The sequence below is a fragment of the Ruegeria sp. AF8 genome, assembly GCF_056541825.1.
Genome location: NZ_JBQFYW010000002.1, coordinates 34,632 through 53,802 on the forward strand (window position 1 = coordinate 34,632; position 19,171 = coordinate 53,802).

Consider the following 19,171-nt stretch of genomic DNA (forward strand, 5'->3'; position numbering starts at 1 on the left):
TCAGATCGGAATAATCGGGGGAGAATATGGGGAAAAAACCCATATTTCATAATCACGAAATCGCGAGCAAATGGCTGCGCAGGTTTCTTCCCTGCCCTCCCAGACCAAGTTTGCGGCGAATATTGTTGCGGTGAAAATCGATCGTCGACGTCTCTCGCGACAGGGCTTTGGCAATATCCTTTGTGGTCTTTCCCGACATCACCATCTGCGCGATTTCAATCTCGGTGGGCGTCATGACCGAGAAGGCGTCCGACAGCTTGTCCGACATGGACGAAGTTATTTCGCGCAGGTTCCGCTCCGCCATATCAAGAAAGATCAGATGCGCCTCGGACGCGCCAATCTGGTCACGCAACTTGTCGAGATAAGGCAGAACCATGCCTCTGACCTGCTCCAGAATCTCGGCGTCCCGCCGTTTTCGATCCTCTTCGACGCTGCTCAGAAGAACCCGCAATGCCGTATTGGTTTCCTGCAACTCCCGCGTTCTTTCACGCACGCGGTTTTCCAGATGCACGAGAGTCTCATTGAGCTTTTCTTCCAGTTCGCGACGCAGGTAAACCTCTTGCAACAAAGCCAAATCCGATTCGACCATGCGCGCGAACTGGGTCAGCCCTTCGCGGAACAACAGCGCCCTGCGGTTGCGCTGGCGGTCCAGCACGCAAATGGTGCCAAAGATACCGCCATCGGGCCATTTCAGCGGCAACCCGATATAAAACGTCATGCCATGTTCAAGATCCTCATTGTCGCGCCAATCGGAATCACAGGCGGCATCTTCGACCACCAACTCGCCGTCACGGGCAAACACACCCTGACAATAAAGCTTGGGATTCAGCCGAAACTCCATGCCGACCGGATAAGGGTTTTCCGGATGATCCGAGGTTACCAGAACCGCATGGTCCGGCGCGTCGGTCTTCATGATCAGACTGGCCGGAACATCTGCGAGCCGCGCAACGAGATCGACCAGTTTCTGCCAGTTGGCCAGCGTTTCAGGCGGAATTTCAGGACGATCAAATGACATGAGGCAGCGCTTTTCCGATGTGAAGGATCAGAAAAAGTGTAATGCCCCGGCACGTGCCCCATCAAGCGGCAGGCACGCCGCCCCGCAGCATGTGCTGGTCAGCTGCCCCAGATCGCCTTGACGTAATTCCGGGTCTCTTTATAGGGCGGCACGCCGCCATGCTTTTCGACCGCCTCGGGGCCCGCGTTATAGGCTGCCAATGCCAGACGCCAGGATTTGAACTTGCGGAACTGCCAGGACAGATAGCGCGCCCCGCCTTCCAAGTTCTGTTGCGGATCATGCGGGTTGACCCCCAAAAGCTTTGCCGTCTGCGGCATCAGCTGTGCCAGCCCCAACGCCCCTTTGTGCGACTTCGCATGCGGGTTCCATCCGGATTCCTGCTGAACGAGGCGCAGGAACAGCTCTTCCGGCACATCGTGCAGCCGCGCCGCAGATCGTGCCATTTCCAGATACTGACCACGATATTTCCCGGCATACCGCTTGTCGAACCCGCCATAGGCGGTTTTGGGCTTCAGCCGTGTGGAATCCTTGTACTGGACCGCCGCCCGGCTGTCCAAGACCTTGGCCTGATTGCGAAAGATGTCGCGCCGGTTTTTTGTCGACAGCACATCGGCCTGCATCGGGAGCGATGCAAGCAGGAAAGAGCCAAGAGCGATACCGCCGAAAAGCCTGCGCATTCTGTTTAGCCTGGTCGTTAAACCTCGGGCGGCAGTATAGGAGATTCGCGTTGAATTGGAAGCAGCGCCGGATCACTCTGTCTCAACCTGTGTCCCATCAACGGTGTTTTAACCCTGTCACAGGACGTATAGGGTCACCTGGACGGATCGCTCAGATTCGGAAGAGTATCGAAAATAGAACGGGGAATTTCATGGCTGGCTCAGTCAACAAAGTCATTCTGGTCGGAAATCTGGGCCGCGATCCCGAGGTGCGCACCTTCCAGAACGGCGGCAAGGTTTGCAACCTTCGCATCGCGACATCCGAAACCTGGAAAGACCGCAATACCGGCGAGCGCCGCGAGCGGACCGAATGGCACTCGGTCGCGATCTTCAACGACGGTCTGGTCCGCGTGGCCGAGCAATATCTGCGCAAAGGCTCCAAGGTCTATCTCGAAGGGCAGTTGCAAACCCGCAAGTGGCAGGATCAGTCCGGACAGGACCGTTATTCGACAGAGGTGGTTCTTCAGGGCTTCAACGCTACCCTTGTCATGCTGGATAACCGCGGCGAAGGCGGCGGCGGTGGCTATGGCGGCGGTCAGGCCGGTGGCGGCTATGGCGGTGGCTACGACAGCGGCCCACAGGGCGATCCCTATGGCGGACCGTCCGGCAGCCCGGCTCCGGCGTCCGGCGGCATTGACGACGACGAGATTCCGTTCTAGCGGCAGAGGTTAATCATGACGTGGTCCTTCTCTCTCGGACGCCTGTTCGGCTCGGAGTTGCGGGTCCACATCACGTTTTTCCTGCTGCTGGCATGGGTCGGATTCTCGGCCTATTCGGTTGGCGGCATGCCTGCCGCCGTCGAGAACATCGCATTTGTGCTGGCCCTGTTCGCCTGCGTCGTGGCGCATGAATTCGGCCATGCGCTGACGGCCCGCCGCTATGGCATCAAGACACCCGACATCACGCTGTTGCCCATCGGGGGCCTGGCGAGGCTGGAACGAATGCCTGAAAAACCGATGCAGGAAGTTCTCGTCGCGCTGGCGGGGCCTGCGGTGAACGTGGTGATCTGGCTGGTGCTGGTCCTTCTTGGCGCGGGTCTCGATGTCGAAGCTCTGGCGCAGATCGACAACGCTCAGATCGACTTTCTCAGCCGTCTGGCCTTCGTCAATCTGTTTCTGGCCGTGTTCAACATGATCCCCGCCTTTCCGATGGATGGCGGGCGGGTGTTCCGGGCGCTGTTGTGCATGACGATGGATCGGGTCAAGGCGACGCGCGTGGCGGCGCTGGCCGGTCAGATGGTGGCCTTCATGCTGGGTTTCGCGGGGCTGAGTTCGGGCAATCCGATCCTGGTTCTGATCGCCCTCTTCGTCTTTATCGCCGCCAATGCCGAAAGCCAGGATGTGGCGATGCGGGCGGTGGCGCGGCAGATGCTGGCCCGCGACGCGATGATCACCAGTTTCGAAGCCCTGTCCCCCTCGGACACGCTCGGCACGGCGGCGCAGGCCGTCATACACACAACACAGCACGAGTTTCCGGTTCTGGACGCTTCCGGCGAACTGCTCGGATTTGTGACCCGCAACCGCCTGTTCGCCGCGCTGGCCGGCGATCACCCGCGCTCGGATTCGGCAACCTCGATCATGGATGAAGACATCCCTTCGGTCCATCTGACCGCAGGTCTCGAAGAGGTTCTGGACGCTTTGCACAAGGGCGCTCCGGCCATCGCCGTTCGAACCGGCAGCGGTCGCATGGCCGGTTACATCACCCGCGAAAACATCGGGGAACTGATGGTCATCACAGGCCGAAAACTCTGATTTATCAGCAGGTAGCCAACGCATCCTCGAGTACAGACAGAACCGCGTCGCGCGGCACGTCCGACGTCACGAAGGCCCGCCCGATCCCGCGCGCCAGAATGAACCACAACTGACCGTCCACAACCTTCTTGTCCTGCGCCATCAGATCGACCAGGGCCTCGGCCCCGGGCAGATCGCCCGGAATATCGGCCAGATCGGTCATCATCCCCATCGCCTTCAGGTGCGCCCGCACCCGGCTCGGGTCCTCCTGCGGACACAGGCCCAACCGGGCCGACAACTCGAAGGCCAGCGCACAGCCGATCGCCACACCTTCCCCATGCAACAGGCGATCCGAATAACCGGTGGCCGCCTCCAGCGCGTGACAGAACGTGTGGCCGAGATTGAGCAGCGCCCGGTCGCCCTGTTCGGTTTCGTCACGCGCGACGATGTCGGCCTTCATCTGCACCGAACGGGTCACGGCCTGCACCCGGGCGCGCATATCGCCGCCCGACAGGGCGGGACCGTTCTGTTCCAGCCATTCGAAAAACCCGGCATCGCCCAACAGGCCGTACTTGACCACCTCGCCATAACCGGCCAGGAAATCCCGTGCCGTCAGCGTGCCCAGAACCGCGGTATCGGCCAGAACCAGCGAGGGCTGATGAAACGCTCCGATCAGGTTCTTGCCCTGCGGTGCATTGATGCCCGTCTTGCCCCCCACCGAACTGTCCACCTGTGCCAAAAGCGAGGTCGGGATCTGCACGAAGCGCACCCCCCGCCGCAGGACGGCGGCGGCAAATCCCGCCAGATCACCGATGACACCTCCGCCGAATGCCACCACCACGTCGCGGCGTTCGACCTTTTCCGCCAGCAACCACTCGACCGCGCGTTCGAAATGCGGCCAGCTCTTGGTGGCTTCGCCGGGCGGAAGCGCCAGCGAGGACATCCCGATGCCGGCCGCCGCAAGACCCGCCCGCAGCCCTTCCAGATGCAGACCAGACACCGTTTCGTCGGTCAGAACCGCAACCCGGGGGCGCGACAGCAGAGGCGCGATCCGCGTGCCGGCTTGGGCCAAAAGATCGGGGCCGATTTCCACGTCATAGGAACGCTCGCCCAATGGAACATGTACGGTCTGATGCATTATTTCCGTTCCAGAACATCGGCGCGTGTCAGCAGTGCCGACACCACCCGGTCCACCATTCGTTCGATCGAGGTTTCGGCATCCGAATCCACGACCAGATCGGCCTTGGCATAGATCGGCACCCGCGCGTCATACAGCGCGCGCAACGTCGCATGCGGGTCCGCCGTGCGCAGCAAAGGCCGGGTATCCTTGTGCCGGACCCGGTTCCACAAAACGTTCAGATCGGCGCGCAGCCAGAGCGCAACGCCGCGTTCCGAGATCATCTGGCGATTCTCGTCCCGCAGAAACGCGCCGCCCCCGGTCGACAGGATACCCCGCTCCTCTTCCAGCAGGCGCCTGATGACCTGGCTTTCCTTCTGTCGAAAGAACCGCTCGCCATCGCGCTCGAATATCTCCGGAATGGTCATGTTCGCCGCCGATTCGATCTCGGCGTCGCTGTCGAGGAACGGAACACCCAACCGCGCGGCCAGGGCTCGTCCCACGGCGGTTTTTCCCGCCCCCATCATGCCCACCATGACGACGGTTTTGTGCAGGACAAAGCCCTGCGACTGACTCGTTCGGTCCGGTTTATGCCTAATTTCGCTCATTTCACCGTGAATGACGTGATCTTGCGGAAAATGCCAGTTATAACTTGGGCAAAAGATCAAATTGAGGCAGTGTCCGGCAATGAAGCGTCTTATCAAATTCGTGGTCTACATCCTGTGCATCGTTTTCGTAGGGCTCGTCGGCTATGCCTATCTGGGTCCGATCTTTGGTGTGGATTTCTCGGCAACCCAGGACGAAATCCGCGAACCGGTGATCCTGAATGTTGACTAGAGCCGCGCTCGCGGCGATGTGCCTGGGCGGTTCCGCGTTGGCACAGCAACCCTTGTCGGCAATCGACTGGCTGAACGACCCGCCCCAGAACCTACCCGGAACAGTGCTGTTGGAACCTCCGGTGACGCAAACCGGCATGCGTCCCCAGATTGAGGTGATGCCGCTCGAGGCGATTTCACGCCCGATCGGGCTGGTGTCATCCAGCGTCACGGGGTTGCCTGCGGATCTGTGGCGGGGCAGCGATCCCGAGTACATCGCCGAACTGCTTTCGAACGTGCCGGTGCGCGACAACGCGGCGATGCAACGGCTGCTTTTTACCTTGCTGCTGTCTGAATCCCGTGCCCCCGCCGGCCCCGACGCGGACGAGACGCTGCTGCTGGCTCGTCTTGACCGCCTGATGCAGCTTGGCGCGACGGACCCGGCGCAGGCGCTGGTGCAACTGGCCGGGCCGACGGACACGGTCGACCGGTTTTCGCGCTGGTTCGACGCCACCCTGCTGACCGGCGACGAAGACCGAAGCTGTTCGGCCCTGACCGCGCAGCCCTATCTGTCGCAGAGCTACGCCGCTCAGATCTTTTGCAAGGTCAGGCGCGGCGACTGGCCCTCGGCGGCGCTGACGCTGGAGGCCGCGCACGCGCTGGACATCCTGCCTTCCGACGAGATGGCCCTGCTCGACCGGTTTCTCAGCCCCGAGTTTTTCGAAGGCGCACCACCCCTGCCCCAACCCTCGCAGCCCGATCCCCTGACCTTCCGCCTGTTCGAAACCATCGGTGAACGGCTGCCCACGGCGTCCCTGCCCCGGGCATTTGCAACAGCGGACCTGCGCGACGTAGCGGGCTGGAAAGCCCAGATCGAAGCCGCCGAACGTCTGACCCGGATCGGCTCGCTGACGCCCAACCAGTTGCTGGGGCTTTATACCGAACGTGACCCGGCCGCATCGGGTGGCGTCTGGGATCGGGTCGCTGCAGTCCAGCGGTTCGAAAAGGCACTGTCGACCGGGAACGTGGCGGCGATATCGAAAACACTGCCGTCTGTCTGGGATGCAATGTCGAATGCCCATCTGCAGGTGGCATTTGCCGAGCTTTTCGCCGGGCAGCTGGCACAAGTCGAGTTGCCGGATGCCGATATCGAGACCCTGCGCTGGCGCATCCTCCTTCTGTCGGAGCAATACGAAACCGCAGCGCACGCGCCGCCGGATGCATCCGACGAAAACGCCTTTCTTGCGGCCCTGGCAAAGGGGCATCCGCATCAGGCGTCGGCCCCCTCAATTCAAGCATCCGCCATTTCCGAGGGATTCAACCCTGCCAATCGGATTCCGCCCGAAATCGAACGGCTTTTGGCCAATAATCAGCTGGGCGAGGCGATTCTCGTCTCGATGTCGCTGTTCATGCACGGCGCGCGCGGAAATCTGGTTGACCTGAGCGGCGCGCTGGCCGCGCTTCGTCATGTCGGGCTTGAGGATACGGCCCGCCGCGCCGCATTGCAGTTGCTGATCGTGAACGGAACCTGACCATGGCGGGACCGCACACGGCAGAGCTTTGGATTTCCACTTTTCTCGAAGCGCAGGCCGCCGAATTGGGGGCGGCCAACAATACTCTGCTCGCCTATGGCCGCGACCTCAGGGATTTCGCCGCCTGGCTCGACCGGCGGAATACCGGCTTTGCTGACGCCGACCGGGATCGGGTCGAGGCCTATCTGATCGATTGCGACGCGCAGGGCATGGCCCGGTCAACGCGCGCGCGCCGACTGTCGGCTATCAAGCAGCTTTACCGTTTCGCCTTCGAGGAGGGCTGGCGCGAGACCAATCCGGCCATTCAGATCCGTGGCCCGGGACGCGAGAAACGGCTGCCCAAAACCCTGGACGTGATCGAGGTGGACCGCCTGCTGGAAGCCGCTCGCAGCACCGGACGCTCAGCCGCTGATCGCCTGCGCAACACCTGTCTGATGGAACTGCTTTATGCCACCGGCATGCGGGTGAGCGAACTAGTTTCACTGCCGGTTTCCTCCGCGCGCGGCGATCCCCGAATGTTGCTGATCCTCGGCAAGGGCGGAAAGGAACGGCTGGTCCCCCTGTCGCCCTCTGCCCGGGATGCGCTGACGCTCTGGCTGGCCGCGTGGGACGAGGCCGAAGAAGAAAAAGCGGCAAACGGAGCGCAGCCTTCGAAGTACCTGTTTCCGTCACGCGGCAAATCCGGGCATCTGACGCGGCACAGGTTCTATCTGCTGATCAAGGAGCTTGCAGTGGCTGGCGGCGTGGCGCCGGATAAGGTAACGCCACATACGCTGCGCCACGCCTTTGCCACGCATCTTCTGGCCAACGGCGCCGATCTGCGCTCGATTCAGACTCTGCTGGGCCATGCGGACGTGGCGACGACGGAAATCTATACCCATGTGCTGGATGAACGCCTAAAGGAACTTGTGCTTGAACATCATCCTTTGGCCAGAGACGATGGCTAACCCCTTGATTGCGCATGGCACCGGCCCCATAACGGATGCATCATCAAGGAAACGAAGGACCGATGGACGCGACCTCTTCCGCATTTGACGGCGCATTCTGGATCACCACGGGCGCCATCCTGTTTTTGCTCGTGCTTTCGGGCTTTTTCTCGGGCTCGGAAACCGCGCTGACCGCATCGTCGCGCGGCAAGCTGCGCGCACAGGCCGACAAGGGCTCGCACGGGGCGCAAAAGGCGCTGGACATCACCGAGGACAACGAGCGCCTGATCGGCTCGGTCCTGCTGGGCAACAACCTGGTCAACATCCTGTCGGCCTCGCTGGCCACGGCGCTGTTCACCCGGCTTTTTGGCGAAAGCGGCGTGGCACTGGCAACGCTGGTGATGACGGTACTGGTTCTGGTCTTTGCCGAGGTGCTGCCCAAGACCTACGCGATCACCAATGCTGAAAAAGCCGCCGCCTGGGTGGCGCCCGCCATCAGCGTGATCGTGACCCTCTTTGCCCCGGTGGTCACCGCCGTCCGCGTGCTGGTGCGCGGCGTGCTGCGCCTGTTCGGAGTTCAGATCGACCCCGACAGCCACATTCTGGCGGTGCGCGAAGAAATCGCGGGCGCGCTACAGCTGGGCCACTCCGAAGGGGTTGTGGAAAAGGAAGACCGCGACCGCATCCTCGGCGCGCTGGATCTGGGCGAACGAACGGTCGAAGAGATCATGCTGCACCGTTCCAACATCCAGATGATCGACGCCGACGCCGAGCCCGAGACGATCCTCGAGCGATGTCTGGAAAGTCCGCATACCCGTCTGCCGGTCTATCGGGGCGAGCAGGAAAACATCATCGGCGTCGTGCATGCCAAGGACCTGTTCCGAGCCATGTATGCGCAGGTCGGCGGTGCCGAGGGCGATACCGACCGGCTCAAAACCTTTGACATCAGCAAAGTCGCCAACGCCCCCTATTTCGTCCCTGAAACCACCACGCTTGACGATCAGATGCGAGAGTTTCTGCGTATGCACAGCCATTTCGCGCTGGTGGTCGACGAATACGGCTCGCTGCGCGGGCTGATCACGCTCGAAGACATCCTCGAAGAAATCGTGGGCGAAATCGCCGACGAATTCGACCTTGAAGAGGACGTGGCGGTAACCCGCACCGATGACGGCCAGTTCCTGGTCGAAGGCGCCATGACCATCCGCGACCTCAACCGCGCCATGGACTGGTCGCTGCCGGATGAAGAGGCCAACACGGTCGCCGGTCTGGTGATCCACGAAGCCCAGATGATCCCGATCGTGGGTCAGGTTTTCGCCTTTCACGGCTTCCGTTTCGAGGTGACCGCGCGCGAAGGCAACCGCATCACCGGCCTGAAAATCCGACTGCTATGACCGCCGCCGCGCGTCTGGCAGAGTGGTTCGACGCGGTCGTTCTGGATCTGGGGCGCCAGTTCCGCTGGTCGTTTCTGCCGCCACTGATGATCTATTTCGCCGCTGGCGCGCAGGGGCTGACGGCGATTGTCGGCACATTTTTCATCAAGGAATATCTCGACGTCTCGGCGGCCTTCATTGCGGGGCTGGCATTTTGGGCCGGGCTGCCCTGGGCGCTGAAAATGCCGCTGGGCCATCTGGTCGATCTGATCTGGCGGTGGAAAGCCTTCCTGATCTACATCGGCGCGACCCTGATCGCGGGCAGTTTCCTGATCATGTTCGGCCTGGCCACGCGTCTGCCGTGGATGCCCGAGATCATGTCTGTCACCGCCTGGTATGTGTTTTCCGTCATCCTCGCGCCCTGCGGCTATGTGATTCAGGACGCGGTGGCCGACGCCATGTCGGTCGAGGCCGTGCCCCACACCGATGCCGACGGCAATCCGCTGGACAAGGAAACCGAACGCGCCTTGCACACCACGATGCAGACTCTGGGCCGGTTCGCCCTGATCGGTGGCGCAAGCACCGTCGCGCTGCTGAATATCTGGCTATTCGCCGGGATCGAGACCTTGCCCGAGACCGACAAGGCTGCGGTCTACGGGCAGGTCTATCTGCTGGCGTTGCTGATCCCCTGCATCTCGATCTCGGGCGTGCTGCTGGCCGCGATCCAGAAACGCCGCACGATCCGCCGGTTGATCTCGGGCGGAGTGGACCGGCACCGGGCCGAAGCGCATTTCGACCCCCAGGGCGAACCGGTCCGGATGAATCACTGGTATTTCACCGGCGGCGCGGTCTTTATCGCCATGACCCTCACCGTCGGCCTGACGGATGTCTCGTATTCGCAGGAAATTGTCTTTGCGGGGTCCATGGGCATCGTGCTTGCGCTGATGCGGCAACTGATCCGCAATCTGGAACCGGCCAAGGCCCGGGCGCTGGTCGGAACCGCCATCATCGTGTTCGTCTTCCGTGCGGTTCCGTTGAACGGCGCGGGTTCGACGTGGTTCGAAATCGACGTTCTGGGATTCGACCAGCAATTCCTGTCGGTGCTCTATCTGATCACCTCCGTTCTGACGCTGGCCGGGATGGTGGTTCTGCGCCCGCTGATGGCATCGAAAACAATCGCCGATATCGTCATCCTGCTCAGTATCGCCGCCGGTCTGCTGTCGCTGCCGGGCATCGGTCTGTACTACGGCATCCATCACTGGACCGCCGCCATGACCGGTGGCGTGGTGGATGCGCGCTTTATCGCCGTAATCAATACCGCCGTCGAATCGCCGCTGGGCCAGATCTCGATGATCCCCATGCTGGCCTGGATTGCCCGCAACGCGCCGCCTGCCCTCAAGGCCACATTCTTTGCTGTAATGGCCTCATTCACCAATCTGGCACTTTCCGCCTCAAGCCTTGGCACCAAGTACCTCAACCAGATCTTCACCATCACCCGCGAGGTGAGGAATGCCGAAGGGCTGATCACCACACCGGCCGATTATTCCGAACTGGGGATACTGATGATCACGGTGGCCGTCATCACAATCGCCGCACCGCTGCTTGCCGTCTGGCTGATCCAGATGTCGCCTCTGCGCAGCACCGATTGATGTCAGCGACAGATCTTGTCGTTTTCGGAACAGAAGGCCCACCGCAAGCTTTGCAAAGTCGGCCCAAAAAGGGAGATTTTGATGAAAACCACATGCCAGGTCGCCGTGATCGGCGGCGGTGTCGTCGGATGTTCCGTTCTCTACCATCTCACCAAGCTGGGCTGGACGGACGTGATGCTGTTGGAACGCTCGGAACTGACTTCAGGCTCGACCTGGCACGCGGCGGGCGGGTTTCATACCCTGAACGGCGACACCAATATGGCAGCGCTGCAGGGCTATACGATCCGGCTGTATAAGGAACTGGAAGAAATCACCGGTATGTCCTGCGGCCTGCATCACGTGGGCGGGGTGACGCTGGCCGACAATCGCGACCGGTTCGACATGCTGCTGGCCGAGCGCGCCAAGCACCGGTTCATGGGGCTTGAAACCGAAATCGTCGGACCCGACGAGATCAAAAAGATCGCTCCGATCACCAATACCGATGGCATCATCGGCGCGCTCTATGATCCGCTGGATGGGCATCTCGACCCCTCGGGCACCACCCACGCCTATGCCAAGGCCGCGCGCATGGGCGGGGCCACGATCGAAACCCACTGCATGGTGCGTGAAACCAACCAGCGCGCCGACGGCACCTGGGAAGTAGTCACCGACAAGGGCACCATTCACGCTGAACACTTGGTCAACGCAGGCGGCCTCTGGGCGCGCGAGGTGGGTGCGATGGCGGGCATCTACTTCCCGCTGCACCCGATGGAGCATCAGTATCTGGTCACCGACAACATCGCTGAAATCGAGGCGATCATCGACGCTGGCGGCGAGCATCCGCATGTCATGGACCCGGCTGGCGAAAGCTATCTGCGGCAAGAGGGGCGCGGGCTGTGCATCGGTTTTTATGAACAACCCTGCAAACCGTGGGCGGTCGATGGCACCCCTTGGAATTTCGGCCACGAGTTGTTGCCTGATGACTTTGACAAGATCACGGACAGCATTGAATTCGCTTACAAACGCTTCCCGGTGTTGGCCGAAGCGGGCGTGAAATCGGTGATCCACGGGCCCTTCACCTTTGCGCCGGACGGCAATCCTCTGGTCGGTCCGGTGCCGGGAATGCGCAACTATTGGTCCGCATGCGGTGTCATGGCCGGCTTCAGTCAGGGCGGCGGCGTCGGCCTGACGCTGGCGCAATGGATGATCGAGGGCGAGCCCGAGCGTGACGTGATGGCCATGGACGTGGCCCGCTTCGGCGACTGGATCAGCCCCGGCTATACCCGCCCCAAAGTGATCGAGAACTACCAGAAACGCTTCTCGGTCGCCTACCCGAACGAGGAACTGCCCGCCGCCCGTCCCAACCGCACAACGCCGATGTATGACATCTTCAGCGACATGGGCGCGGTCTGGGGCCAGCAATACGGGCTGGAGGTGGTGAATTATTTCGCGCAAGACGATGAGCCGGGATATGAAACCCCATCCTTCCGCCGCTCGGACGCGTTCGAGGCCACGGGCCGCGAAGTGCGCGGCGTGCGCGACGGCGTGGGCATCAACGAGGTCCACAATTTCGGCAAATACCTGATCAGGGGTGCAGGCGCGCGGGCGTGGCTGGACAGGATCATGGCGGGCCGCATTCCGCAGCCCGGGCGCCTGAGCCTGACCCCGATGCTATCGCCCAGGGGCAAGCTGATCGGCGATTTCACCGTCTCCTGCCTGAGCGAGGATGAATTCCAGCTGACCGCCTCCTACGGGTCTCAAGCCTTCCACATGCGCTGGTTCCTGCAACATGCAGAGAGCGGCGTAAGCATCGAGAATATCAGCGACAAACGGAACGGGTTCCAGATCGCAGGCCCCAAGGCGCGCGAGGTTCTGGCCGCCTGCACCCGAACTGACATCAGCGATATGCGCTTCATGGATGTGCGCCGGATGACCGTCGGCATGACCGAATGCATCGTGCAGCGCGTCAGTTATACCGGCGATCTGGGGTATGAGATCTTTTGTGACCCGATGGCCCAGCGGCAGCTGTGGTGGACCCTTTGGCAGGCGGGTCAGCCCCACGGCATGGTCCCCTTCGGCATGCGCGCGATGATGAGCTTGCGGCTGGACAAGTTCTTTGGCTCGTGGATGGCCGAATTCTCGCCCGACTATACCGCCGCCGAATCCGGGCTGGACCGGTTCATTTCGTTCAAGAAAAATGCCGATTTCATTGGACGCGCCGCAGCGGAGGCCGAGCGTGACGCAGGTACTGCCCGCAAGCTGGTGGCCTTTGAGGTCGATGCCGACGATGCCGACGTGAACGCCTATGAGCCGATCTGGCTTGAGGGGAAAGTGGTCGGCTTCTGCACTTCGGGCGGCTATTCGCACCACGCTCAGAAATCCATTGCGCAGGGGTTTCTGCCAACCGACCGCGTGGCGGACGGGCTGGAAGTGGAAATCGAAATCCTCGGCCAGATGCGCAAGGCCCGGGTGATCTCAACCCCGCTCTTTGACGCGGACGGGGCGCGGATGCGCGGGTGACAAGCCCGGTCTGCCGGGCCAAGGTGGCGGGATGAGCGAGATACCCATCATCCTGCTGGCCGCCGGCCAGTCCAGCCGCATGGGCGGCACCGACAAGCTTTTGCTGCCCATCGATGGCCGCCCGCTGTTGCGCCGCAGCGCCGAAATCGCGATGACCGCCGGGCCGGTCTTCGTTGCGTTGCCTCCAGAACCACACCCGCGCCATGCAGCCGTTCAAGACCTGCCGGTTCAGGTGGTCAGTGTTCCCGACGCCCACGAAGGAATGAATGCCAGCCTCCGCCGATCGGTTGCCACCCTGCCCCCGGATGCACCCGCAGTGATGGTCTTGCTGGCAGACCTGCCCGATCTGACGCCCGAAGATCTGGAAATGGTCATGCGCTCGGCCCATGACCACCCCGAAAACCTGGTCTGGCGAGGCGCCACACAGGTCCTCGAACCCGGTCACCCGGTCATTTTCCACCGATCTCTCTGGCCGGAACTGCGCGCACTGACTGGCGACAGCGGGGCCTTGTCCGTTGTCCGGCGGCATAAGGACCGGGTTCACCTGGTCCCACTCCCGGGCCATCGCGCGCGCCTTGATCTGGACACTCCCGAGGCCTGGTCAGATTGGATCGCAGAACGGAACCGCAAAGAAAAATGACCCGGCCATGATTGGCCGGGTCATCTGCCTAAAGAATGATTTCCACTCGTTTTCCCATTTCTGAAAGCACTGCGGTTACCCGCTACCGTCGCCGCCAACCGATACAAGACCCCCTCGTTAACACTGGCAACATGCACTCCCAGTATCAGAACTCTAAACTACCAAACGCGCGTCGCGTCGACAGTTCCCCTCATCTAGGCAAGTTCATGCTTACGCATCGGCGCGCTTCAAACAATGAAAAACTTGCGGCGAAGCCCATATTTTACGGTACATGTTGCATCAAGAATTCGTGATATTCTGCCGGCAATTCTACCATCAGTTGATTTGATCTCCGGATCCGAAAAATGGATAAGGTACAAATTCTTGAACAATTTACCGGAAATTCTAACAAAAATTCAGAGACTCCCGCAACAAGGGTTGATTTTGGGCTGGGAATCCCTCAACCTCGGATGGAACGCGCAGGTTTAAATCATCGCTTTGTAACTCCGGCGATCACGTTCTTTCAATTCGCGCATTTACCCGGCATTAAACCGCCGAGCGTGAACAATGTCACAATTTTGACACAATTAGACCCATCGCGACACCACCTGATTCGCCTGCCCGCATGATATCGCCGCAATTCCGGCCCCCTTCGTCGCCATATCACGCCTGTCCGAGGCCGATCAGCCCGGCATCATGAACGAATCTTAATGTCGGGATAACGTACGCCTCAGGTTGCCACACCATTCCTTTGATCAATCCCGGTGCCAAGCCGGGTCCGATCACAGGAGACCTCTATGAGCATTCGCAAGACAACACGCCTCATCCCATCGAATTCGCAATGGCTCGGCGCATCGGCCCTGGGGGCCGCGCTGATGGCCACCACCGCCCTGCCCTCGATGGCAGACGAAGCCCTGGCCAACCTGATCGAAGAGGTTTCGCCGTCGGTCGTCACAATCCTTGCCGAGCAGGAAACCACTCCGGTGGCCACCGGTGACAGGAATTTCGACCGCAAGGGGCATTCATTCGAAGAATTCTTCCGCCAGTTCGGGGCACCCGAACAGTTTGAAATGCCCCACCGTGGCCCCCGTCAGGGCCTTGGATCGGGCTTTGTGCTGGACGCGGACGGCTATATCGTCACCAACAACCACGTTGTCGATGGCGCTGACACCGTGACCGTACGCCTGAACGACGACCGCGCATTCGAGGCCGAGGTGATCGGCACCGATCCCCTGACCGATATCGCATTGCTCAAAATCGACGCGGGCGAACCGCTGCCCGCCGTTGTTCTGGGTGACAGCGGTTCGATTCGAGTGGGCGAAGACGTGGTCGCCATCGGCAACCCGTTCGGGCTCAGCTCGACCGTCACGACCGGTATCGTATCCGCCAAGGGGCGCAACCTCTCCGAGGGGCCTTATGCCGAGTTCATCCAGACAGACGCAGCGATCAACAAGGGCAATTCCGGCGGTCCGCTTTTCAACATGGAAGGCGAAGTTGTCGGCGTGAATTCCGCCATCTACTCGCCGACTGGCGGCTCGGTCGGGCTGGGCTTTGCGGTGACCTCGAACATCGTTCAGGACATTGCCGCCGATCTCATGGATGACGGCGAAGTCGATCGCGGCTGGCTGGGTGTTTCGATCCAGAATGTCAGCCAAGAAATCGCGGCTGCCATGGGGCTGGACGAGGCAACCGGAGCGCTGGTTTCTGACGTCGTGACCGACAGCCCGGCGGACGGCTCATTGCAACCCGGTGATGTGATCCTTGCCTATGACGGGCAGACCGTGACCTCCAGCAGCGACCTGCCGCGTCTGGTCGGTGCCTCGGAGATCGGCGAGAACAGCAAGATCGAAATCCTGCGTGGCGGCAAAAAGCAGGAGATCACCGTCAGGATTGGCACCCATGAACTTGCATCCGCCGATATGGAGCAGACCGACGGCAATGCCTCAGATACCGCGTTGGGTGTATCGGTCGCGCCGCTGACAGAAACCACCCGCGCCGAAATCGGCGTCAGCGAGGATGTGCATGGCGTCGTCGTGATGTCGCTGGAGCCGGACAGCCCCGCCGCAAAGGCCGGACTGCAGCGCGGCGACGTCATCGTCAAGCTGGGCAGCCAGGAAACCGGCACGCCCAAAGCGTTGAAAGCCGCATTGCAAAGCGAAAAGACCGACCCGGCGCTGATGCTGATCAATCGTGGCGGCAACCAGATCTTCGTGGCGGTCCAGATCGCCTGACCGAGGCCCATGCGCGCGTGGCCACCGGGAACTCCTGACGCGCGCATCCACCGGCGGCTCCGGATTGTCCCCCGACCGCCGGTCGGCCGGGCGCGGATACCCGCGCCCGGCACGTGCATTTTCGCAAAGCGGGATGTATACCAGAGGAAAAGGATTTCAGAGCATGAGCCGACGCATTCTTATCGTCGAGGACGATCCAGATACACGCGATTTCATTGCCAAGGGGTTCACCGAAGAAGGGTTCACGATCGAGATCGCCGCTGACGGGCGCGAAGGATTGTATCACGCCACCGATGGCGGCTTTGACGCGATCATCCTCGATCGGATGCTGCCCGGTCTCGACGGCCTTTCGCTGATCAAATCCGTGCGCGCCGCCGGCATGAAGACACCGGTTCTGATGCTGACCGCCATGAGCGCGGTCGACGAGCGCGTCAAGGGCCTGCGATCCGGGGCCGATGACTATCTGGTCAAACCCTTTTCGTTTCAGGAACTGCATGCGCGGATCGAGGCGCTATTGCGCCGCCCGCAGGACACCGAGGAGTCGGCGATGCTGAGTTGCCGCGATCTTGAGATGGATCTGCTGACCCGCCGCGTTACCCGCGCAGGCCGCGACATCACGCTTACCCCGCGCGAATTCCAGATCCTTGAATTCTTCCTGCGCCGCAAAAATCGGGTGGTGTCCCGCACCATGCTTCTCGAGGGCGTCTGGGACTATCACTTTGACCCCAACACGAACGTCGTCGATGTGCATATCTCGAAACTGCGCCGGCAACTTGACGAAGGCGGCGCGCTTCCCCTGATTGAAACCGTGCGCGGGGCCGGATACATGGTATCTGATGGCTAAATCCTCTGCGTTCCTCAGGAACTCGCGCACCCGGCTGATGCTGGCCAGCATGCTGCTCAGCACGCTTCTGACCGCAGCCGTGCTGGCGCTGGTCTATGTGACCGCAAACCGAACCATCGCCAGCGAGACCCGCTCGGTCGTGACCGCCGAACTGACGGGATTGTCCGACGAATACGAGCGGCTGGGCATGATCGGCCTCATCGCCACGATCAACCGCCGGCTGGCCAATGCCGCCGAACGGGACGCGCTGTATCTGCTGACCGATTCCAGCGGCAAGGTGCTGGCGGGCAACTTGAGCACCTGGCCATCTGGGATCGAACCCGGCAGCGGCTGGGTCGATCTGGATCTGATCCGCACCGAGTCCCGCGAAACCGTCCCGATTTCCGCCGCCTCGATCCGCCTGCCCGGCGGCGATCGCCTGTTGGTGGGCCGCGACGCCTCGGCCCGGCAACAGTTCGACCGGGTGCTGCTGCGGTCTTTCGTTCTGGCGCTGGCTGCTGCATTTGCACTCAGCCTCCTGACCGGCTGGCTACTGACGCGGCTGGTGTTTTCCCGCCTCAAGGATATCGCCCGTACCGCCGACGACATCGTGTCGGGCGATCTGACCCGCCGCATTCCCCTGCGCGGCTCGGGCGACGAGTTCGATCAGATGGCCGGAACCCTGAACGATATGCTGGACCGGATCGAGGAACTGGTCAGCAACCTGCGCACCACCTCGAATTCCATCGCCCATGACCTGCGTTCGCCGTTGTCGCGCCTGCGCCAGCGGGTCGAGGGACTGTCCGATCCCGACCGCTCGGCGCAGGATCGGGAAACCGACGCGATCCGGGCATTGTCCGAGGTCGATCACCTGTTGCGGGTGTTCGCGCAACTCACCGAAATCTCCCGCGCCGAAGCCGGCCTGGGCCGCGACCAGTTCGAGGAACTGGACCTGATGCAACTGGCGCAGGACGTTCTGGAACTTTACGAACCACTTGCCGCCGATCAGGGCATCGACTTTGACATCAAGGGCAGCCCGGCACGCATTCAGGGCCATCGCCCGCTGTTGTCGCAAGCCCTGTCGAATCTCGTGGAAAACGCGCTACGCTACGCGCCGGGCGGGTCCACGATAATGGTGTCGGTGGGTGTCAAAAACAGCAAACCCTTCCTTTGCGTCGAGGATCAGGGGCCGGGCGTGCCAGAGGCCGACCTGACACGGCTGGCCCAGCCCTTCGTGACCCTCGATCCCGCACGGAGCGAAGGAAATTCTGGGCTGGGGCTGGCGCTGGTGGCGGCGATCGCCCGGATGCATGGCGGCGCGTTTCACGCCGACAACGCTGATCCGGGGCTCAGGGTCACGCTGGTGCTCTGAGCTCGTTTTCCGGCCCCGCCCCGCTGAACACGCCAAACCGCTCGGCAACGCCACGCGCAGCCAGTTGCAGAAGCCGGACTCCATCCTCGGGCGTGGCCAGGGCCGAATGCGACCCGACCCGGCCATCCGGGAACGATGCCCGGTGTTCGTCCGGCGGGCCGTGGCGGTCACCGGCATGGGCCGCGATATAGTCTCGCGACAGTCTGGCGGGCGGGTCAGCGGCATCGGCCACCGGCAACGCGCCCAGCAACGCCTGCGTGATCGCGATCTCGGAAGGAGTCGCATGCATCCCCTCCCAGTCGCCGTAGAGCGATTTGCGCAACGCATCCGCTTCAGGCGCGTCCCACCAACTCATGATCTCAACCTGCCCCAGCCGGTCCGCGATCCGCCTCAGCGGCGCCAGATTGGCGCCATGGCCGTTGACCACGAACACGCCCCGGAACCCCTGACGCAAAAGTCCTTCGATCACTTCTCCGACAAGGGCCTCGAACACCGCCTCCGACACCGATACCGTCCCGGGAAAGGCGGTGTTGAACGGCGCCGGAGTATAGGCCAGCGCGGGTGCGACGATGGCATCACACAACTCCGAAGCCCGTTCGGCCACCGCCTGGGCACAGATCGTGTCCGTCCCGATCCGCCCCATGGGCCCGTGCTGCTCGGTCGAGCCGACCGGCAGCAACACACAGGCTCCCCGCCCGATCCGGGCCTCGACCTCGCGCCACGTCATATGCGTCAGTTGCATTTGAACGTTTCTCCG

The 19,171-nt window shown here is 61.9% G+C and carries 18 protein-coding genes; 13 read left to right on the forward strand and 5 right to left on the reverse strand.

Annotated features, from left to right (window positions below; translation table 11 throughout):
* Window positions 1–52: 52 nt before the first annotated feature.
* Both ACR0AO_RS05570 and ACR0AO_RS05575 read right to left on the reverse strand, forming a co-directional pair.
* The gene (locus tag ACR0AO_RS05570) at window positions 53–1,015 is read right to left on the reverse strand and encodes a helix-turn-helix transcriptional regulator (RefSeq protein WP_480600961.1); all 963 of its coding nucleotides are present in this window, start codon (window positions 1,013–1,015) and stop codon (window positions 53–55) included.
* Between the two features lie 98 nt (window positions 1,016–1,113).
* A complete protein-coding gene (locus ACR0AO_RS05575) occupies window positions 1,114–1,692 on the reverse strand; it encodes a lytic transglycosylase domain-containing protein (protein ID WP_480600964.1) in 579 nt (192 codons plus the stop codon).
* A gap of 191 nt (window positions 1,693–1,883) precedes the next feature.
* Here ACR0AO_RS05575 and ssb point away from each other — a divergent pair, with 191 nt between their 5' ends.
* Both ssb and ACR0AO_RS05585 read left to right on the forward strand, forming a co-directional pair.
* Window positions 1,884–2,390 (forward strand): single-stranded DNA-binding protein, encoded by a 507-nt coding sequence (ssb, locus tag ACR0AO_RS05580; RefSeq protein ID WP_480600966.1) that lies wholly within the window; start codon window positions 1,884–1,886, stop codon window positions 2,388–2,390.
* Window positions 2,391–2,405: 15 nt separating this feature from the next.
* Window positions 2,406–3,482 (forward strand): site-2 protease family protein, encoded by a 1,077-nt coding sequence (locus ACR0AO_RS05585; protein ID WP_480600968.1) that lies wholly within the window; start codon window positions 2,406–2,408, stop codon window positions 3,480–3,482.
* A gap of 4 nt (window positions 3,483–3,486) precedes the next feature.
* On the opposite strand, the gene aroB is transcribed toward ACR0AO_RS05585, so the two are convergent.
* Window positions 3,487–4,599, reverse strand: a complete 1,113-nt coding sequence (gene aroB / locus ACR0AO_RS05590) for a 3-dehydroquinate synthase (RefSeq protein WP_480600971.1) — start codon at window positions 4,597–4,599, stop codon at window positions 3,487–3,489.
* Window positions 4,599–5,186: a shikimate kinase gene (locus tag ACR0AO_RS05595; RefSeq protein ID WP_480600973.1), complete on the reverse strand. Its 588-nt coding sequence runs from the start codon at window positions 5,184–5,186 to the stop codon at window positions 4,599–4,601. The genes aroB and ACR0AO_RS05595 overlap by 1 nt, the downstream gene beginning before the upstream one ends.
* Window positions 5,187–5,265: 79 nt before the next feature.
* Here ACR0AO_RS05595 and ACR0AO_RS05600 point away from each other — a divergent pair, with 79 nt between their 5' ends.
* The 11 genes from ACR0AO_RS05600 to ACR0AO_RS05650 all read left to right on the forward strand — a co-directional run bounded on the left by ACR0AO_RS05600 (window position 5,266) and on the right by ACR0AO_RS05650 (window position 18,414).
* A complete protein-coding gene (locus ACR0AO_RS05600) occupies window positions 5,266–5,415 on the forward strand; it encodes a hypothetical protein (protein ID WP_480600975.1) in 150 nt (49 codons plus the stop codon).
* Window positions 5,405–6,925, forward strand: coding sequence for a hypothetical protein (locus ACR0AO_RS05605; RefSeq protein WP_480600978.1), 1,521 nt, complete (start codon window positions 5,405–5,407; stop codon window positions 6,923–6,925). Before ACR0AO_RS05600 ends, ACR0AO_RS05605 begins: the two co-directional genes overlap by 11 nt.
* A 2-nt stretch (window positions 6,926–6,927) precedes the next feature.
* A complete protein-coding gene (locus ACR0AO_RS05610; RefSeq protein ID WP_480600981.1) occupies window positions 6,928–7,872 on the forward strand; it encodes a tyrosine recombinase in 945 nt (314 codons plus the stop codon).
* Between the two features lie 62 nt (window positions 7,873–7,934).
* Window positions 7,935–9,242 carry an HlyC/CorC family transporter gene (locus ACR0AO_RS05615; protein ID WP_480600983.1) on the forward strand — a complete coding sequence of 436 codons (1,308 nt, stop codon included), beginning with the start codon at window positions 7,935–7,937 and terminating at the stop codon, window positions 9,240–9,242.
* Complete coding sequence (locus ACR0AO_RS05620; RefSeq protein WP_480600985.1) at window positions 9,239–10,870, forward strand: MFS transporter; 1,632 nt, start codon at window positions 9,239–9,241, stop codon at window positions 10,868–10,870. Before ACR0AO_RS05615 ends, ACR0AO_RS05620 begins: the two co-directional genes overlap by 4 nt.
* Before the next feature lie 81 nt (window positions 10,871–10,951).
* Window positions 10,952–13,369, forward strand: coding sequence for a GcvT family protein (locus ACR0AO_RS05625; RefSeq protein ID WP_480600987.1), 2,418 nt, complete (start codon window positions 10,952–10,954; stop codon window positions 13,367–13,369).
* Window positions 13,370–13,400: 31 nt separating this feature from the next.
* Window positions 13,401–14,009, forward strand: a complete 609-nt coding sequence (locus ACR0AO_RS05630; protein ID WP_480600990.1) for a nucleotidyltransferase family protein — start codon at window positions 13,401–13,403, stop codon at window positions 14,007–14,009.
* Window positions 14,010–14,353: 344 nt separating this feature from the next.
* Window positions 14,354–14,617 (forward strand): hypothetical protein, encoded by a 264-nt coding sequence (locus tag ACR0AO_RS05635; RefSeq protein ID WP_480600994.1) that lies wholly within the window; start codon window positions 14,354–14,356, stop codon window positions 14,615–14,617.
* Between the two features lie 168 nt (window positions 14,618–14,785).
* On the forward strand, window positions 14,786–16,219 hold the full coding sequence (locus tag ACR0AO_RS05640; protein WP_480600997.1) for a DegQ family serine endoprotease: 1,434 nt from the start codon (window positions 14,786–14,788) through the stop codon (window positions 16,217–16,219).
* 163 nt (window positions 16,220–16,382) lie between these two features.
* Window positions 16,383–17,063: a response regulator transcription factor gene (locus ACR0AO_RS05645; protein WP_480601000.1), complete on the forward strand. Its 681-nt coding sequence runs from the start codon at window positions 16,383–16,385 to the stop codon at window positions 17,061–17,063.
* A complete protein-coding gene (locus tag ACR0AO_RS05650) occupies window positions 17,056–18,414 on the forward strand; it encodes a sensor histidine kinase (RefSeq protein ID WP_480601003.1) in 1,359 nt (452 codons plus the stop codon). The genes ACR0AO_RS05645 and ACR0AO_RS05650 overlap by 8 nt, the downstream gene beginning before the upstream one ends.
* Here ACR0AO_RS05650 and ACR0AO_RS05655 read toward each other — a convergent pair.
* Window positions 18,398–19,156 (reverse strand): creatininase family protein, encoded by a 759-nt coding sequence (locus ACR0AO_RS05655; RefSeq protein ID WP_480601006.1) that lies wholly within the window; start codon window positions 19,154–19,156, stop codon window positions 18,398–18,400. The two genes, ACR0AO_RS05650 and ACR0AO_RS05655, sit on opposite strands and share 17 nt — an antisense overlap.
* Between the last annotated feature and the right edge of the window lie 15 nt (window positions 19,157–19,171).

What these genes read in the sequence shown, in the direction of transcription:
- ACR0AO_RS05570 (WP_480600961.1), bottom strand. Translation starts at nt 1,015, where the DNA reads ATGTCATTTGATCGTCCTGAAATTCCGCCTGAAACGCTGGCCAACTGG.
- ACR0AO_RS05575 (WP_480600964.1), bottom strand. Translation starts at nt 1,692, where the DNA reads ATGCGCAGGCTTTTCGGCGGTATCGCTCTTGGCTCTTTCCTGCTTGCA.
- ssb (WP_480600966.1), top strand. Translation starts at nt 1,884, where the DNA reads ATGGCTGGCTCAGTCAACAAAGTCATTCTGGTCGGAAATCTGGGCCGC.
- ACR0AO_RS05585 (WP_480600968.1), top strand. Translation starts at nt 2,406, where the DNA reads ATGACGTGGTCCTTCTCTCTCGGACGCCTGTTCGGCTCGGAGTTGCGG.
- aroB (WP_480600971.1), bottom strand. Translation starts at nt 4,599, where the DNA reads ATGCATCAGACCGTACATGTTCCATTGGGCGAGCGTTCCTATGACGTG.
- ACR0AO_RS05595 (WP_480600973.1), bottom strand. Translation starts at nt 5,186, where the DNA reads ATGAGCGAAATTAGGCATAAACCGGACCGAACGAGTCAGTCGCAGGGC.
- ACR0AO_RS05600 (WP_480600975.1), top strand. Translation starts at nt 5,266, where the DNA reads ATGAAGCGTCTTATCAAATTCGTGGTCTACATCCTGTGCATCGTTTTC.
- ACR0AO_RS05605 (WP_480600978.1), top strand. Translation starts at nt 5,405, where the DNA reads ATGTTGACTAGAGCCGCGCTCGCGGCGATGTGCCTGGGCGGTTCCGCG.
- ACR0AO_RS05610 (WP_480600981.1), top strand. Translation starts at nt 6,928, where the DNA reads ATGGCGGGACCGCACACGGCAGAGCTTTGGATTTCCACTTTTCTCGAA.
- ACR0AO_RS05615 (WP_480600983.1), top strand. Translation starts at nt 7,935, where the DNA reads ATGGACGCGACCTCTTCCGCATTTGACGGCGCATTCTGGATCACCACG.
- ACR0AO_RS05620 (WP_480600985.1), top strand. Translation starts at nt 9,239, where the DNA reads ATGACCGCCGCCGCGCGTCTGGCAGAGTGGTTCGACGCGGTCGTTCTG.
- ACR0AO_RS05625 (WP_480600987.1), top strand. Translation starts at nt 10,952, where the DNA reads ATGAAAACCACATGCCAGGTCGCCGTGATCGGCGGCGGTGTCGTCGGA.
- ACR0AO_RS05630 (WP_480600990.1), top strand. Translation starts at nt 13,401, where the DNA reads ATGAGCGAGATACCCATCATCCTGCTGGCCGCCGGCCAGTCCAGCCGC.
- ACR0AO_RS05635 (WP_480600994.1), top strand. Translation starts at nt 14,354, where the DNA reads ATGGATAAGGTACAAATTCTTGAACAATTTACCGGAAATTCTAACAAA.
- ACR0AO_RS05640 (WP_480600997.1), top strand. Translation starts at nt 14,786, where the DNA reads ATGAGCATTCGCAAGACAACACGCCTCATCCCATCGAATTCGCAATGG.
- ACR0AO_RS05645 (WP_480601000.1), top strand. Translation starts at nt 16,383, where the DNA reads ATGAGCCGACGCATTCTTATCGTCGAGGACGATCCAGATACACGCGAT.
- ACR0AO_RS05650 (WP_480601003.1), top strand. Translation starts at nt 17,056, where the DNA reads ATGGCTAAATCCTCTGCGTTCCTCAGGAACTCGCGCACCCGGCTGATG.
- ACR0AO_RS05655 (WP_480601006.1), bottom strand. Translation starts at nt 19,156, where the DNA reads ATGCAACTGACGCATATGACGTGGCGCGAGGTCGAGGCCCGGATCGGG.